Here is a 15,575-nt window from a genome sequence, read left to right as displayed (position 1 = left end):
TCGAATAGACTATGAATCTATGATTGCCGAATTTTGTCACTTATGTGTAAAATAAAGGTAGGAAAGAAGCAAAGAAGTACGGACTGTATCTGGTCGCTTGGTCCGTATGGAGCCAGTAGCGAAGCCAGCTTTCTCCACTATGCCTGAAGGGGGGAAAAGAAAATGAAAAAATGGTTCGCGGCAATTATGATGGTGGTAGCAATCGTAGCAGCTACATCTGCAAACTTCCATATTGGATAATAAGCGTATTGGAGAAACAAACACCGCTTGGCTGAGTGGTGTTTTTTCTTCAAGCTTGGAGGAAACAACATGTTATTGGATGTAATTGCCCTATCTTTTCTCGTAGCATTGCTGCGAGGGGGAAGAATCAAACAATTTCCTAAATTCAATCAAGTGAAGCTTCTTGTTATTACCATACTGCTACAGGCTTGTGCAGTTTTCTTCCCTTCATTTGGTGGCGTTTTCATATCGATCGCGTATGTGTTTATTTTGGCTTTCCTCATTTTTAACCGAGAATTTGAAGATATGCGGATATTTTTAATCGGCTGGTTTCTGAATGCGATTGCAATTTGGTCTAACAATGGAAAAATGCCAATCGATTTAGTCCAAGCAGCAAAGCTTCCTTATGATCTAGAGCCAGTTATAAACGGAACGAATTTCAAGCATAGTGTATTGACGGAAAGTTCAAATTTTCCATTTTTAACGGATGTCATCTACATGCCATCTATCATTCCTCGAATGATTAGCATCGGCGATATTTTTATTATGTTAGGCGCCTTTTTACTTGTTCAGCGATTGATGAATAAACCTATTTCATTACTACAACTTCGCGAAGGTAAAAGTTATGCGACAAAAAACTGATTATGCGAACTGGATAAAGGGGATTGTTGTACAGGTTGGATTTGTCATTGCAGCAATCTATATTTTTTACACATCTTCATCTGAATGGGCCGTTCGTGAGCATTGGGGGGTATTATCTACCTATACCCTCTTGACCATTTTTTCTTGTTTTGCTCCCGTGCGTATATCGAATACGATTTTAACAGTGAACAATGCTGTAATCTTTTCGGGTATCTTGTTGTACGGTGTATGGGTAGGGGTATGGGCTGCTGTTATCGAGTCTTTAATCATTGCTTTCCTGGTAAGGTTTAATCCGTTAAAGGCTATTATTAATATTGGGCAATTGTTAATGACTATATGGACAGTATCGTTTTTGAAAGATTGGATCGAAAGCTTCGGAACCGTTTCTCCTATTATTAGCGATTTGTTCTTGGCTGTTGTTTATTGGTTTGTGAATCTGACATTATGTGGATTGGGTATCTCCTATTTTCATCAAATGACTTGGGCACGAACCGTAAAGATGATGGCAAAAGGCTTTACCTCGACTTACTTGTTGCTATTAATTCTAGCGGGGGTTGGTTCACGCTTAGTCGAGTCGTATGGCCCGCTGACATTAGTCCCGATGATGATTGCGTTTATTACGATCAGCTACGTGTTTCATCATTACTATGACAATCTTCAAAGACTTCAGCAAAAAGTAGAAGAGGTCAAATCATTCAATCACAACTTCTTAACGACAATGGCTGCTTCCATTGACGCACGAGATCGATACACAAGTGGACATTCTCAGCGAGTAGCTTACTGGGGAAGAGAAATTGCTAAAGATATTGGTTTGTCTGAACGAAAAGTGGAAGATGTTTATATCGGGGGAATCCTGCATGACATTGGAAAAATCGGCATCGAAGACGAAATTCTCAATAAAAAAGGAAAGCTGACCCCGGAAGAGTACGACAAGATCAAGCAGCACACGGTCATTGGCTACGAAATTATTTTGCAAGCAGGGATGTTCAATGAATTGCTTCCTGCAATCCGCTCCCATCATGAGCGAATAGATGGAAGGGGATACCCGGATGGTTTAGCTGGGGATGAAATTCCGCTGATGGCGAGAATTTTAGCCATTTCAGACGCCTTCGATGCGATGGTGGCGGATAGGCCATATCGAAAAGGCTTGCCCGTCGAGGAAGCGCTTCAAGAAATCAGACGAGGCTCCGGTACCCAATTTGATCCGATATTGGCGGAGCATTTTATCAGAATCGTTCAGCGACTGCCGTACGAAGAGCTGCAGAGCATTATCGGAATCGAATCCATCCCGCAAAAACAGTTACAGGAGGCAACCAGATGAGCTGCCCCTTGTAACTGTTTTTATTTGTTTACGACCATATGCGGACGAGATCTCTGGTTTCTGGATGGCAGGTAAGCTTGAATACATCTGGATTGCTTAGCTTCTTCCAATCGTGAAAGCCAAAGCGGTCATCGATTGATTTCATGAGCAAGGCCAACAGGCATCCGTGGCTAACAAGCACGATTTCTTTATGTTCATCTGCCAAAATCTCAGTGAGCAACGAATTTGCCCGGTTCATTGCAGTAAGACTGGATTCGCCCCCTTCGAATGCAAGAGTCAGGTCATCGAACGTATCGCGCAGTCGCTCGAACCAATCCTCACGTGGTACTTCGCTAAGGACGCGCTCGACCAAACGCGTGTCTTCTTCAACCACGATTCCGCGTTCCTGTGCAAGTGGCTGGATAGTGGCAATCGCCCGATGATACGGACTCGAAATAATTCGATCAATGGGGGAACCGGCGAAGAAGGAGGCAAGCTCCCGAGTTTGTATTTCTCCCTTTTCTGTGAGCAGGGATTCGGGTTCTTGACCAGCAGCCTGACAATGACGTACCAAATATATTGTTTTCATAATCTCCTCCAACAGGCATTCTGCAATGTAATCCCTCCTTTTTATTCATTCTCCACCTTGAATAATCTTTCCTTTTGATCACACAACATTTATGCATAAACAGATGATGAGTATACATAAAAACAAGATACTCTTTATGCGGAAAATGTATAATTTCTTTGCATCCCTGTTTTTTTCTGCGAATTCACAACAATTATACAAGAAAAATAGTTGTATTTTTATTAGTTCGTTTGTATAATTACTCGCATAAGAGAAACTTCGAAACGGGGAGAGAGAATGATGGCAAAAGATAAAATTGTGTTGGCCTATTCAGGCGGTTTAGATACATCGGTAGCAATTAAATGGTTGCAAGATACGTATAACTACGATGTCATTGCAGTTGCATTGGATGTAGGGGAAGGGAAAGACCTCGATTTCGTACAGAAAAAAGCATTGCAGGTAGGGGCATTGAAATCAATCGTAGTGGATGCAAAAGAAGCATTCGCAGAGGAATTCGTATTGCCAGCTCTGAAAGCAAACGCCATGTACGAAGGCAAATATCCATTGGTGTCTGCACTGTCGCGTTATCTGATTTCTCGCGTGCTGGTTGAAATTGCGGAAAAAGAAGGCGCGGTAGCAGTCGCACACGGTTGCACAGGAAAAGGAAACGACCAGGTGCGTTTCGATGTTTCCTTCACAGCGCTGAACCCGGATATCAAAATTGTGGCGCCGGTTCGTGAATGGGGCTGGACGCGTGATGAAGAGATCGAATATGCGAAAAAGAACAATATCCCGATCCCGATCGATCTGGACAATCCATACAGCATTGACCAAAACCTGTGGGGCAGAAGCTGCGAGTGCGGTGTTCTCGAAGATCCATGGGCAGCTCCTCCAGAAGGTGCATACGATCTGACGAAGTCGATCACGGATGCACCAGAAGAGGCTGAAGAAATCGAAATCACCTTCGTGCAAGGAAAACCAACTGCATTGAACGGCGAAGAGCTTCCACTTTCCGAGTTGATCCTGAAGCTGAACAAAATCGCTGGTAAACATGGCGTAGGCCGTATCGACCATGTGGAAAACCGTTTGGTGGGCATCAAATCTCGTGAAGTTTACGAGACACCGGCTGCGACTACCTTGATTTTGGCTCACCGTGAGCTGGAATTCTTGACGCAACCTCGTGAGGTCGCTCAGTTCAAACCGATTGTCGAGCAAAAACTGGCGCAAGTGATTTATGAGGGTCTCTGGTTTTCGCCAATTCGCAATGCTGTCCAGGCATTCATTGAAGAAACGCAAAAACACGTAACGGGTGTCGTACGCGTGAAGCTGCACAAAGGGCATGCAATCGTTGTAGGACGCACCTCTGCATCGTCTCTCTACAGCCATGAGCTGGCGACTTACAATGCAGGTGACCAATTCGACCACAAAGCAGCACTCGGTTTCATCAAGCTGTGGGGTCTGCCTACAAAGGTATACGCACAGGTAAACGAGGGTGTACTGCAAGAAAATAAAAACACCGCCATTAAGATTTTGGATGAAAAGGATGCGATCAAGCAATGAAACTCTGGGGAGGACGCTTCACGAAACCGACGAATCAACTCGTAGAAGAGTATACTGCTTCTATTTCTTTCGACCAGAAAATGTGGCGACAGGACATCGTCGGAAGTCTAGCTCATGTTGCCATGTTGGGCAAGTGCGGCATCCTGCCGATGGAGGAAGTAAGACAGATCATCGCTGGTTTGAAAAAGGTAAAAGAAAAGATTGAGCGCGGGCAAGCTGAGTTTCTCGTTGCGCATGAAGATGTGCATATGAATATTGAAAAGATGCTGATTGAAGAAATCGGGCCGGTGGGGGGCAAACTCCACACCGGTCGCAGCCGCAATGATCAGGTTGCGTTCGATATGCACTTGTATCTCCGCGAAAAGCTGATGGAGATCATCCAATTGGCGATGTATTTGCAAGAGGCGCTGATAGAACAAGCAAATCAGCATCTCGATACAGTTATGCCGGGCTATACACATTTGCAGCGTGCGCAGCCGGTATTGTTCGGTTATCATCTGATGGCTTATGTGTCCATGCTGCAACGCGATATCGAACGGATGACCGAGACGTGGAAACGTGTGAATGTGCTGCCGCTTGGAGCAGGTGCTCTCGCAGGTACGACATTCCCGATCGACCGCACGTTTGTAGCGGAATTGCTGCAATTTGACGGTATCTATCAAAACAGCATGGATGCAGTGAGTGACCGTGACTTCATCGTCGAATTTTTGGCAGACGCTTCTTTGGTCATGACCCATCTTTCCCGTCTGTGCGAAGAGCTCGTCATCTGGAGCAGTCAGGAATTCTCCTTTGTGGAGCTGGACGATGCGTTTTGCACGGGGTCCAGTATTATGCCGCAAAAGAAAAATCCAGATGTGGCAGAGCTGGTTCGCGGTAAAACAGGGCGTGTCTACGGCAATCTGTTTGGATTGTTGACCGTATTGAAAGGTTTGCCACTGGCGTACAACAAGGATATGCAGGAAGATAAAGAAGGCATGTTCGATACGGTAGCTACCATTCATGGTGCACTGGCGTTGCTCACACCGATGATTAAGACGATGCACGTCAAAGCAGACCGCATGCGTCAAGCTGTTACCAACGATTTTTCCAATGCGACAGACTTGGCAGATTACTTGGTTCGCAAAGATATGCCGTTCCGTCAGGCGCATGAAGTCGTAGGGAGAACCGTCTTATACTGCATCGAGCAGCAAAAATATCTTCTCGATTTGACCTTGGAAGAATTCCAGAGCTTCTCAGAGGCTATTGGGCCAGATGTGTATGACGCTCTAACTGTTGAGACAGTTGTCAATGCGCGTAACGTGCTGGGTGGGACTGCTCGTAATCAGGTAGAAGTACAAATCGATTGGTATCGCAAGCAACTGGTACAAACACATGCTTGGGTGGATAAAAACAGTCAAAAGGTCATGATTGAATCTCTGATCGATGTCGGTTCACCTGCATAAAAACGTACATGTATGAAAAGCAAAAACCCCAAAGCTTTGGGGTTTTTTTGCGTTCTATATTTATCTACCTACCATTTTCGGTTCAAAGCCTAACGCGGTTGCGTAGGCAAGGGGCAATTCCACGCGGGCTGTCTTTAAAGGATCGACGACCTGGCAGATACGCAAATCTCCCGCTGCGGAGAGCAAGAAGGTGGCTTCGGTCTTTTCTACTCCCAGCTCTTCGTGTAGAAAGTGTACCATGTTGATTACCGCTCGATCCGCAGCCTTGTCCAGCACTTTTTCTGACGCAATCGTGATCAAGTGCTCCTGGTTGACTGCCATTGGTAACGGCCACTGCTTTCCCTTTATCACATCGAGCTTTACGGTTACTTCCCCGGCAATTTCCACACCACATACAGCTACTTCACCGTCAGCCATTGCAGCATGAAGGTCTCCTAGGGCAAATAATGCGCCGGGAACATTTACGGGTAAAAGCAATGTAGTACCTTCACGCATTTGCTTGCAGTCCATGTTGCCGCCATGATCTCCCGGCGTACCGCATGAAATGGCTTCTTTGGCAGGAGCTGTTCCAATTACGCCAATCATGGGATTGATTGGCACCTGAAGCTTGTCCGACAATACAGCTTTTCCATCTTGTATCGGAATCATTTTGATCACATTTTCTTGCAGGTCGACCCCCATTACACCCAGATCTGGTCCAGTAACCATTACGCCTTGATTTTTAATTTCAATTTTCTGAATATGTACAACCAAAATATCGCCTGGTTCTGTTTCTTCTATATAAATAGGGCCGGAAGCGGGGTTGATCCGATTCCAGTCAAGCTCCTGAAATGCGGTGTCTGCCGATTGGATTTGGTCCTCGAAACAATCGCAGGTTTCAAATGTTACGATACTGCCTGCTTCCACCTTCAAGACCGGCTGATTCTCAGGTGACATGGCATAAATCACGTCCTGCTTTTTTACTCTGTACATGGTTGCAGTCCTCCACTCCATTTCGGAATTTACATATATTTCTTTATCATAGCATGAAATGCCTACGTGTTTAGCGCCGAATCATGGAGGAAATAATTGTACAAAGGTGTCGAAAGGTCTAAAGAGAGCAGGGAGCAATCATGCAAGAGAGTTACAACATCAGTCCCCGTCAACTTTTGATGCTCGTTACCCTTGTTACGATTGGGGACTCCGTTCTCGTCCTGCCTGGCATCACGGCTGGACTTGCTAAACAAGATGCGTGGATATCCGTCCTGGTCGGGCTTGTGGTGGGACTGCTCAATATTGTCTTACTCATAGCAGTAGGGAAGCTTTACCCGAATCAAAGCTTTTTCACCTTTGTTGATCAAACCGTCGGGAGAGTGCTGGGAACGATCATTACACTCTCGTTTATTAGCTATACGCTGTTTTCAGCAGGGGCGCACGTAATGGAGATTGGCGACTTTGTAGGCACGCATCTATTGGGCACTACTCCAAGATTTTCGATACAGCTGCTATTTGTCATTGTGATTATGTTTGGCGTGAGATTGGGATTGCAAACAGTCGCCGAATCTGCAGAGATCTACTTCGTCTGGTTCTTTTTCCTTTTTGGTTTACTCATGATTACTTTGCTGCCACAGGCGGAAATATCGAGAATTCAGCCTGTATTTGAAAATGGGTGGAAGCCTATTTTGCAGGGATCTACGGCGGCAATTGCCTTTCCTTATTCAGAGCTGGTCATTTTTATGGCGGTTCTACCGTTTGTCTCTCCCGTCCAAAAACGGATGAGATCTTTTTTCCTGGGGACGTTGCTTGGGGGAATTGTACTGTTCATCATCATGCTGATGTGCATACTTGTGTTGGGGGCAGATCAGACCGCGCGGCATTTTTATCCGACGTATGTTCTCATCAAACAGCTGAAGCTCGGGGATTTCATTCAGCGGCTAGAGGCGATTATCGCGGTGATCTGGTTTATTGCGGTGAGCGTCAAAATTACGCTTTATTGCGTGTTTTTTCAATTAGGGATCCGTCACGTCTTTCGAATCGACAACTTCAATGTTTTGGTCTTGCCGTATATCGTTTTGCTCATGGTGATGTCTACAATTTTCTCGCCCAATGTTGTCGTCTTTGGCGACATCATTGCGAAGTACTGGCCATTCTATGATTTTACCTACAGCTTCGGTGTACCGTTGGTGCTGCTATGCGGGTATGCCATTCGAAAAAGATGGTTGGGTCAAAGATCTCGAGCTTAAACCGTATTTCACTAGGATGCTTGAAGCTGACTTTCTAATTTTACAGTCCATTTTTCGTGTGTACCTATAAATTTATGGCTCGTCCACTTGAATGGGACGAGCCATAGTTAATTTGTTTATGGTGTTACCTTCAGCACCAGAACGGCTTTATTTTACATTTTTCATAATATTCTATTTAAAAATGGTTATAAATACAGAATTTAAACAATATTTCGCAAAAAATGATAGATGTATTTGATTTTGTGCTACGTTCTATTTAAATGACGCTAGTAGGATATCTGTTTTCAAAAAAGTAGAAGCAACTGATTAGTATTTAATCAGTTGCTTCCAGCTGTCGATTTATTGGCTAGAACAAAGCTAGGCTTACAAACATAACCGAAGAATCTGCGCCACATCGTCACTCGTCAACAACTTGAATTGACCAATCGGACCAAACGGAGTGGCTTTTTCGGCCATGAGCTGCAAGTGCTCGTCGGTGATATCGTAATCAGCCAATCGGGTCGGGGCACCGATACGCGCAAAGAAAGCTTCTGTAGCGGCAATCCCTTCCAAAGCGATCTCATCATCTGTTTTGCCAGAAGGATCGACATTCCATACCTCTGTTGCGAAGCGAACAAAGCGAGCGACGTTATCACAGTACACATAACGCATCCATTTTGGGAAGATGATCGCTAGGCCGCCACCGTGCGGGATGTCGTAAACAGCACTGACAGCATGCTCAATGGAGTGGGTTGCCCAGTCCGTTGTGACTCCCACCGGGAGAGTGCCGTTCAAGGCCATTGTCCCGCAGTACAGGATGTTGGCGCGAGCATCGTAGTCTTCCGGATTGGTGAGGACGCGTTCTGCGTTTTCGATGACAGTCTTCATGATCGACTCGGCAAAACGGGTTTGCAATGGAATTTCGGTTGTATGTGTGAAATACTGCTCGAATACATGGGACAAAATGTCGCTGATTCCGTAGATCGTCTGGTCGCGAGGCACGCTAAACGTATGTTCAGGGTCCAGAATCGAAAACGCCGGAAACGTCGTGCCAGCTCCATGCTTTTCTTGTGTCTCCCAGTTGGTGACGACACTTCCCCGATTCATTTCAGAACCAGTAGCAGCAAGTGTCAGTACGGTACCGAGGGGCAGAGCCTCTTGTGCGATCGCTTTACGGGTATAAAAATCCCATACATCTCCCTCGTAGGGAACACCAATAGCGACTGCTTTGGCCGCGTCGATTACACTGCCTCCACCAACAGCGAGTATCCAGTTGACGCCCTCTTGGCGACATAGCTCAATTCCTTTGTTGACGGTACTCAGACGTGGATTTGGCTCCACTCCTGCCAATTCATGTACGCGGCAGCCCGCAGACTCAAGCAGAGAAATGACTTTGTCGTAGAGACCAGTTCGCTTTATACTGCCACTACCATATACCAAAAGAACAGTGGGGCCTAGCTGTCTTGCTTTTTCCTCGAGCTGGGCCAATTGACCCCGTCCAAATATCAGCTGTGTCGGGTTATGGTAAACAAAATTTTCCACGTTATTACCAGCTCCTTTTACATGATAGCCTCTTGTCACACTTCATTGTAGCCAACTGTTTTCCATGATGCTAGGCACGAATGTGCAATCTTTTTTTCTCCCTAAATCGTGACAGTTGTTAACAATCGAAGCTGTTTCGACAAGAAATGAGAGATTTAGTGGATACCATCCTTGAATCGTGGTGGTATAATGGATAAGATGGGAAATCCCGCTGTTTTTCAACAAGGTATGGCAGTGGTTGCTAGTGGGTAGAGGGTTTTGTCGATTTTACCGTTAACAAAAATTCAGGATCAAGATAAATAAAGAAGGATCTGACGAAGTAGGATGTGATTGGCTTGATCGAAATGTTCGATGTGTGGAAAACATACCCGAATGGAACGAATGCTTTGAAAGGTATCAACATTCGGATTGAGAAAGGTGAATTTGTGTACGTAGTAGGCCCCAGTGGTGCAGGTAAATCTACGTTTATCAAATTGATGTATCGTGAAGAGAAGCCGACAAAAGGACAAATCTTTTTGGGTGGCTTCAATGTCAGCAGAATCAAAGAGCGACAAATTCCCTTGGTCCGCCGCAGTATCGGTGTCGTGTTCCAGGACTTCAAACTGCTGCCGACACTGACGGTTTTCGAAAATGTCGCATTTGCTATGGAAGTAATCGAGAGTAATCCTAAACAAATCAAGCCCCGCGTGATGGATGTTTTGGGTCTGGTAAAGCTCAAGCATAAAGCAAAAATGCTGCCAAACGAGCTGTCCGGTGGTGAGCAGCAACGTGTTGCCTTGGCGCGAGCACTGGTGAATAGTCCGGGAATTATTATCGCGGACGAACCGACGGGGAATTTGGATCCAGAGACCTCATGGGAAATCATGAAGCTGTTTGAAGAAATCAATCAGAATGGCACGACAGTCGTTATGGCTACCCACAATAGAGAAATTGTAAACACCATGAGAAAACGGGTGATTGCGATCGAAGCAGGCCAGATTGCCCGTGATGAGCAGAGAGGGGAATACGGTTATGAAGATTAGGACGCTGGGGCGCCATGTCCGTGAAGGGGTCAAAAACCTCGGGCGGAACGGCTGGATGTCGTTCGCTTCTATTAGTGCCGTGACCATTACCCTCTTTATCTTGGGCGTTTTCCTCATCCTCGCGATGAACGTCAATTACTTTGCGCAAACCGTAGAAAAACAAGTAGAAATACGTGTTTTCATGGACTTGCTGGCGACGAAAGAAAACATCACGCAGGTTGAAAATAACATCAAGAAGCTGCCGCAAGTGGAGTCCGTTTCATTTATACCAAAAGACGAGGGTCTGAAGCAGTTTAAAGAGAGCCTTGGTGAAAAAGCGTACTTGTTTGAAGGCTTGGAGGAAAGCAATCCTCTGCCGGATGCGTTTGTAGTAAAAACGAAGCAACCGCAAGAGACTGCTACTGTTGCCGCTCAAATTAAAAATTTCCAGTATGTCAAGAGTCTGACTTACGGGGAAGGCACTGTGGAAAAGCTGTTTTCCTTGACTGGAGCAGTCCGTAATGTCGGGATTGGCTTTATTATTGGACTTGGTTTTACAGCGATGTTCTTGATTGCCAACACAATTAAGCTGACGATTGTGGCACGTCGTAGAGAGATTGAAATCATGAAGCTAGTTGGTGCCACGAACTGGTTTATCCGTTGGCCATTCTTTGTGGAAGGGCTCTTGATGGGTGTGACAGGGGCATTGATTCCGACCATTATGTTAACGGTTGGGTATTACTACCTCCTGGATGCCATTCACTCTAGCTTTGAAGCTTCCCAACTGTTTAAACTGTTGCCGCTATTCCCGCTCGTGTATCAAGTGGCGCTGGCTTTGCTGGCGATTGGTGCATTCATCGGGATTTGGGGAAGCTTGGTGTCCGTACGTCGCTTCTTGCGAGTTTAATAATTTGAAGAGCGTGGGAGGAGTATCATGAGAAAGAGAATCCTGCTAGCACTCGTAATCACTGGGCTTGTAGTCGGTACGGTGATTCCGACGAATGTGAGCTTGGCAGCGCCTAGTAAGGCCTCTTTGGACAAGATTAATCGAGAGCTAAAAGAAATCCAAAAGAAGAAGAAAAGCCAGCAGCAGCAATTGAAGAAGACCGAAGAACAGATCAATACCGTGCAAAAAGAGAAAAAGGGCCTGGAGACGCAATTGATGCAAATTGATTTGCGTCGCAACGATACACAGAAAAAGCTGGACAAGCTTGAGCAGCAAATGGATGATACCAAGGAAAAAGCAGCACATGCACAGGATCAGTTAGATGAGGCAAAAGACCGCGTAGCCAAAAGGGATGCCTTGCTCAGAACACGTGTGACATCGATGTATGAACGAGGGAATGTCTCCTATTTGGATGTACTTCTTGGTTCCTCTGACTTTGGGGACTTTTTGACGCGTATGCAGGCCTTGCAACTTATTTTGGAGCAGGACACGCGAATTTTAGAGGATAACATTCGTGATAAGGAAACAATCGAGACCAAAAAGAAAGAAATTGATCATCAACTGACTGTGTACTCCGGAATGTTCGATGAGGCTGAGGATCTCAAAGTCGAATTGGACAAGCAGTACAAACAAAGTTTGGTGGTCAAGGCAGAATTAGATAAGAAAGAATCTGCACTGGAAGTGGATTTGGAGCAGTATGGACAGGAGCTTTTGACTATCACCAAACAGGAATCAGCCAAATACGCGGAGCGAGTACGTGCGATGAGCGCCTCCAGTACAGGCTACAAGGGTGGAAAGTTTGCCTTGCCAGTCGCAAGTGGACAATTTAGCTTCAGTTCGGGCTTTGGAATGCGGAAAGATCCGTTTACAGGCCGTTCGGCTGGGCATAATGGTTTAGATATGGCAGCACGGAAAGGAACGCCAATTTTGGCTGCGGCTGACGGAGTCGTTCTCTTTGCAGGATACAACGGCGGCTACGGAAATACAGTAATGATTAAGCATAACGCGGAATATACCACTCTCTACGGTCATATTCGCGAGGGAGGTATCAAGGTTTCTGTTGGGCAATCCGTCTCGAGGGGTCAAAAGATCGCCGAGGTAGGATCGACAGGTCGCTCAACCGGAAATCACGTGCACTTTACCGTTTATAAAAATGACGTAGCAGTCAATCCTATGCCGTACTTGAAGTAGACCCTCGTGCGACCAGACAAATATTGTTAACGGAACATGCATACACTAGCAGCATATCTTTTTCCGGTAGCACAAAGGATGGTGACGTAACAGTGAGATGGAAAGGACGTACCGTAATCGCGCTTGTACTTATCTCGATGGTAGCCAGCAGTTTTATTACGATGGCAATCATGAAGACATCGGCTAGCGCCAGTTCAAGTCAAGGCGGGGCTCTGACAGCATCCAGCATGGCGCTGTTTTCTGGGAGCGGAGATTATCCGAAAGAGTTCAAGAAGCTGTACGAGGCGTTTTCAGCAATCAAGAAAGATTACATCCAAAATGTCACCAATGAACAGTTAGTAGAAGGTGCAATTGGCGGAATGGTCGGATCGCTCGAAGATCCGTACAGTGATTACATGGACCCTCGTTCTGCTGAGGAGTTCACATCTACCCTACACTCGACTTTCCAAGGGATCGGGACAGAGGTAACGATGCAAAATGGTCGGGTAACGGTTGTTTCGCCATTCAAAAACTCTCCAGCGGAGCGTGCAGGGCTGCGACCAAACGACCAAATTTTGAGCGTAAACGATGAATCCCTCGAAGGATTGGACCTGCATCAGGCAGTGACTAAGATTCGTGGACCAAAAGGGACAAAGGCGGTTCTCAAAGTAGTGAGAGCCGGAGTGCCAGAGCCTCTTACCATCGTGTGTGTGCGGGATGATATTCCGATTGAGACGGTAAACAGTCAGATACTCGAGAAGAACGGTGTTAAAGTAGGTGTGATCAACATTACCCAATTCTCTACAGAAACAGCTAAGCACTTCAAAGAACAGCTGGCTGCTCTCGAGAAGAAGGGGATTGGCGGTCTGGTTATTGACGTTCGGGGCAATCCGGGCGGGTATTTGTTAGCTGTGAAAGAAATCGGAGAAATCCTCGTACCGAATAAAGGCAAGATCGTCCAAATCGAGTATGGAAATGGCGGACAGCAAAAAGAAGAGTATTTCTCGAATACAGAAGCTGCCAAGGCTTATCCAATCTCGGTACTGATTAATGGCGGAAGCGCCAGTGCATCGGAAATTCTAGCGGGTGCCCTGCGGGATAGCGGCAACTACAAGCTGGTCGGCGAGAAGACCTTTGGTAAGGGAACCGTTCAGAGTACAATGGAAATGAACGACAAGAGCCAATTGAAGCTGACGATTGCCAAGTGGGTCACACCGAATGGTGAATGGGTCCATAAAAAAGGCATTGTGCCAGACTTTGCAGTCAAGCAACCGGACTATTTCAACGCAACTTTGTTACCTGCAGATAAAGTATTGCAGCGCGACATGGCTGGCACTGACGTGAAAAACCTGCAACTCATCCTGAAGGGCTTGAATCTGTCACCAGGACGAGAAGATGGCTACTTTGATGAAAAGACAGAGGAAGTAATCAAGCAGTTCCAAACCTCCAACAAACTTGAGGTAACTGGCAAAGTAGACGCGAAGACACGCTCTTCGCTGGAAGAAAGTCTCCGTAAAACGATGACGAAGCCAGAGAATGACCTGCAATTGCAAAAAGCTCTGGAGGTAGTCACGGGCAAGTAATGAATAATCAAGAAAATGGAAGCAGGTAATTACCTTCTATCCGTAGAAATGATAACCACGGCAAATCAAATGCCGTGGTTTTTCTTTCTTTCAGTTGAGGTGAGGCAATTGGCGATACAGGCAGATATGCTTACCATTGCATATGGCTTTGCCGCATTTTTTATCAATCCTGTCTTCTATCTCTTTCTGGTTTTTATTTATTTGCATTATCGCAGACAGATGAACCTGGAAAGACAGCTTTTTTCTGCGCGCATTCAGTCCCCCTTGCTCTCGACGATTCGGGCTGTAGGAATGGGCTTGGTGGGAGGGCTGCTTATTTCCCTTCTTAGTGCAGGAATCGGCGTGGTCGTGCAAGCACAGGATTTGTGGATACTATGGGGATTGGCGCTGATCTTGGCGCTGATTCGTTTACGGTTTCTCTGTTTCGCATATGCTGCAGGGATTTTGGCGATTTTACATGCGATCGCACAGGTCGTTCCACCGGTTATGGATGTTCCAGGATTGAGCGATGTCTGGGAAATGATTCGTCAGGCTAAACCTTTGCCGTTGCTTGCGTTAGTTGCGATCATGCATCTGATTGAAGCGATGCTTGTACGCTGGAATGGCGGGCGGGACGCTTCTCCGCTGTTCGTGGAAGGGCAGCGCGGGCGGATCGTCGGTGCCTATTTGCTCCATTCTTTTTGGCTGACGCCAGCTGTGCTGTTCGTACAGATGGAGCCAGGTGCTATCAGTGGTGCGTTGTATCCAGGATGGCCATTCTTTTCACCGGAAGCTGCTTCATTCGGACTGATGCTTCTGCCGACGGTGACCGGATTCTCCGATATGACGCAAACAATGACTCCGTATAGAAAAGCAGCGCAGGTTGCGAAAAATTTGACACTGTATGCGATCGGTTTGTTGGGTTTGTGCGCTCTGACTGTATGGTTTTATCCGTTGATCTTGCTGGCTGCGATCTTTGCGCTATTCGGTCATGAGGCGCTGTTTTTCTGGAGTCAGTATCAAGAAAGAAAGCGCTCGCCTTATTTCATCCAGTCTCCGCGTGGTGTAAAAGTAATGGGTGTCATTCCGGGTACAAGAGCAGAGGAGATCGGCATAACGCCAGGTGAGATTATCGTGAAAGTAAATGGCATTTCGGTGCAGGAAAAAGAAGATTTGTATCCGGCGCTACAAGCCAATTCTGCCTTTTGTAAAATGGAAGTACTCACACGTGAGGGCGAGCTGAAGTTCGTACAGTGTGCGGTCTATGCGGGTAATCATCACCAACTGGGAATCATTGTGGTTCCGGATGCGAATACCCGTGCATTTGTTGATTTGAAACGAGCAAGTGTAGTCGAGCTGATCAAGCAAAAGCTGGAGAAGCTGAATGTAGGGGCATAAGAATAGGTGGGGAGAAGGTATGCA

General features: G+C 46.2%; 13 protein-coding genes and 1 riboswitch. Of the genes, 10 read left to right on the top strand and 3 right to left on the bottom strand.

What is annotated here, in order from left to right:
* The first annotated feature begins 55 nt into the window (after positions 1 to 55).
* Positions 56 to 139: riboswitch (cyclic di-GMP riboswitch) on the top strand.
* 170 nt (positions 140 to 309) lie between these two features.
* Both ACFYU8_RS15880 and ACFYU8_RS15875 read left to right on the top strand, forming a co-directional pair.
* On the top strand, positions 310 to 861 hold the full coding sequence (locus tag ACFYU8_RS15880; protein WP_390300610.1) for a DUF5317 domain-containing protein: 552 nt from the start codon (positions 310 to 312) through the stop codon (positions 859 to 861).
* Positions 845 to 2,182: an HD-GYP domain-containing protein gene (locus tag ACFYU8_RS15875; RefSeq protein WP_390300608.1), complete on the top strand. Its 1,338-nt coding sequence runs from the start codon at positions 845 to 847 to the stop codon at positions 2,180 to 2,182. The genes ACFYU8_RS15880 and ACFYU8_RS15875 overlap by 17 nt, the downstream gene beginning before the upstream one ends.
* A 28-nt stretch (positions 2,183 to 2,210) precedes the next feature.
* Here ACFYU8_RS15875 and ACFYU8_RS15870 read toward each other — a convergent pair whose 3' ends face one another.
* Positions 2,211 to 2,750 carry a histidine phosphatase family protein gene (locus ACFYU8_RS15870; RefSeq protein WP_390300606.1) on the bottom strand — a complete coding sequence of 180 codons (540 nt, stop codon included), beginning with the start codon at positions 2,748 to 2,750 and terminating at the stop codon, positions 2,211 to 2,213.
* A 279-nt stretch (positions 2,751 to 3,029) separates the two neighbouring features.
* Here ACFYU8_RS15870 and ACFYU8_RS15865 point away from each other — a divergent pair, with 279 nt between their 5' ends.
* On the top strand, positions 3,030 to 4,289 hold the full coding sequence (locus ACFYU8_RS15865; protein WP_390301031.1) for an argininosuccinate synthase: 1,260 nt from the start codon (positions 3,030 to 3,032) through the stop codon (positions 4,287 to 4,289).
* Entirely contained in the window at positions 4,286 to 5,731 is a 1,446-nt protein-coding gene (argH, locus tag ACFYU8_RS15860) for an argininosuccinate lyase (RefSeq protein WP_390300604.1), read from the top strand. Before ACFYU8_RS15865 ends, argH begins: the two co-directional genes overlap by 4 nt.
* A 60-nt stretch (positions 5,732 to 5,791) precedes the next feature.
* Here argH and ACFYU8_RS15855 read toward each other — a convergent pair whose 3' ends face one another.
* Positions 5,792 to 6,703 carry an acetamidase/formamidase family protein gene (locus tag ACFYU8_RS15855; RefSeq protein ID WP_390300602.1) on the bottom strand — a complete coding sequence of 304 codons (912 nt, stop codon included), beginning with the start codon at positions 6,701 to 6,703 and terminating at the stop codon, positions 5,792 to 5,794.
* A gap of 140 nt (positions 6,704 to 6,843) precedes the next feature.
* Between ACFYU8_RS15855 and ACFYU8_RS15850 the strand changes: the two genes are divergently transcribed.
* The gene (locus ACFYU8_RS15850) at positions 6,844 to 7,953 is read left to right on the top strand and encodes a GerAB/ArcD/ProY family transporter (protein WP_390300600.1); all 1,110 of its coding nucleotides are present in this window, start codon (positions 6,844 to 6,846) and stop codon (positions 7,951 to 7,953) included.
* 363 nt (positions 7,954 to 8,316) lie between these two features.
* Here ACFYU8_RS15850 and ACFYU8_RS15845 read toward each other — a convergent pair whose 3' ends face one another.
* A complete protein-coding gene (locus tag ACFYU8_RS15845) occupies positions 8,317 to 9,474 on the bottom strand; it encodes an iron-containing alcohol dehydrogenase (protein ID WP_390300598.1) in 1,158 nt (385 codons plus the stop codon).
* Between the two features lie 335 nt (positions 9,475 to 9,809).
* Between ACFYU8_RS15845 and ftsE the strand changes: the two genes are divergently transcribed.
* The 5 genes from ftsE to ACFYU8_RS15820 all read left to right on the top strand — a co-directional run bounded on the left by ftsE (position 9,810) and on the right by ACFYU8_RS15820 (position 15,551).
* On the top strand, positions 9,810 to 10,496 hold the full coding sequence (gene ftsE / locus ACFYU8_RS15840) for a cell division ATP-binding protein FtsE (protein WP_390300596.1): 687 nt from the start codon (positions 9,810 to 9,812) through the stop codon (positions 10,494 to 10,496).
* A complete protein-coding gene (ftsX, locus tag ACFYU8_RS15835; RefSeq protein ID WP_390300594.1) occupies positions 10,486 to 11,382 on the top strand; it encodes a permease-like cell division protein FtsX in 897 nt (298 codons plus the stop codon). Before ftsE ends, ftsX begins: the two co-directional genes overlap by 11 nt.
* Positions 11,383 to 11,409: 27 nt before the next feature.
* Positions 11,410 to 12,612 (top strand): murein hydrolase activator EnvC family protein, encoded by a 1,203-nt coding sequence (locus ACFYU8_RS15830; RefSeq protein WP_390300592.1) that lies wholly within the window; start codon positions 11,410 to 11,412, stop codon positions 12,610 to 12,612.
* Positions 12,613 to 12,704: 92 nt separating this feature from the next.
* On the top strand, positions 12,705 to 14,174 hold the full coding sequence (locus tag ACFYU8_RS15825; protein WP_390300590.1) for a S41 family peptidase: 1,470 nt from the start codon (positions 12,705 to 12,707) through the stop codon (positions 14,172 to 14,174).
* Positions 14,175 to 14,189: 15 nt separating this feature from the next.
* Positions 14,190 to 15,551, top strand: coding sequence for a PDZ domain-containing protein (locus ACFYU8_RS15820; RefSeq protein WP_390300588.1), 1,362 nt, complete (start codon positions 14,190 to 14,192; stop codon positions 15,549 to 15,551).
* Positions 15,552 to 15,575: the final 24 nt, after the last annotated feature.

The sequence above is a fragment of the Brevibacillus sp. NPDC003359 genome (genome assembly GCF_042878995.1).
Classification (GTDB): Bacteria; Bacillota; Bacilli; order Brevibacillales; family Brevibacillaceae; genus Brevibacillus.
Note: the sequence above shows the minus strand (reverse complement) of the source record. Positions and strands in the feature narration are given on the sequence as shown.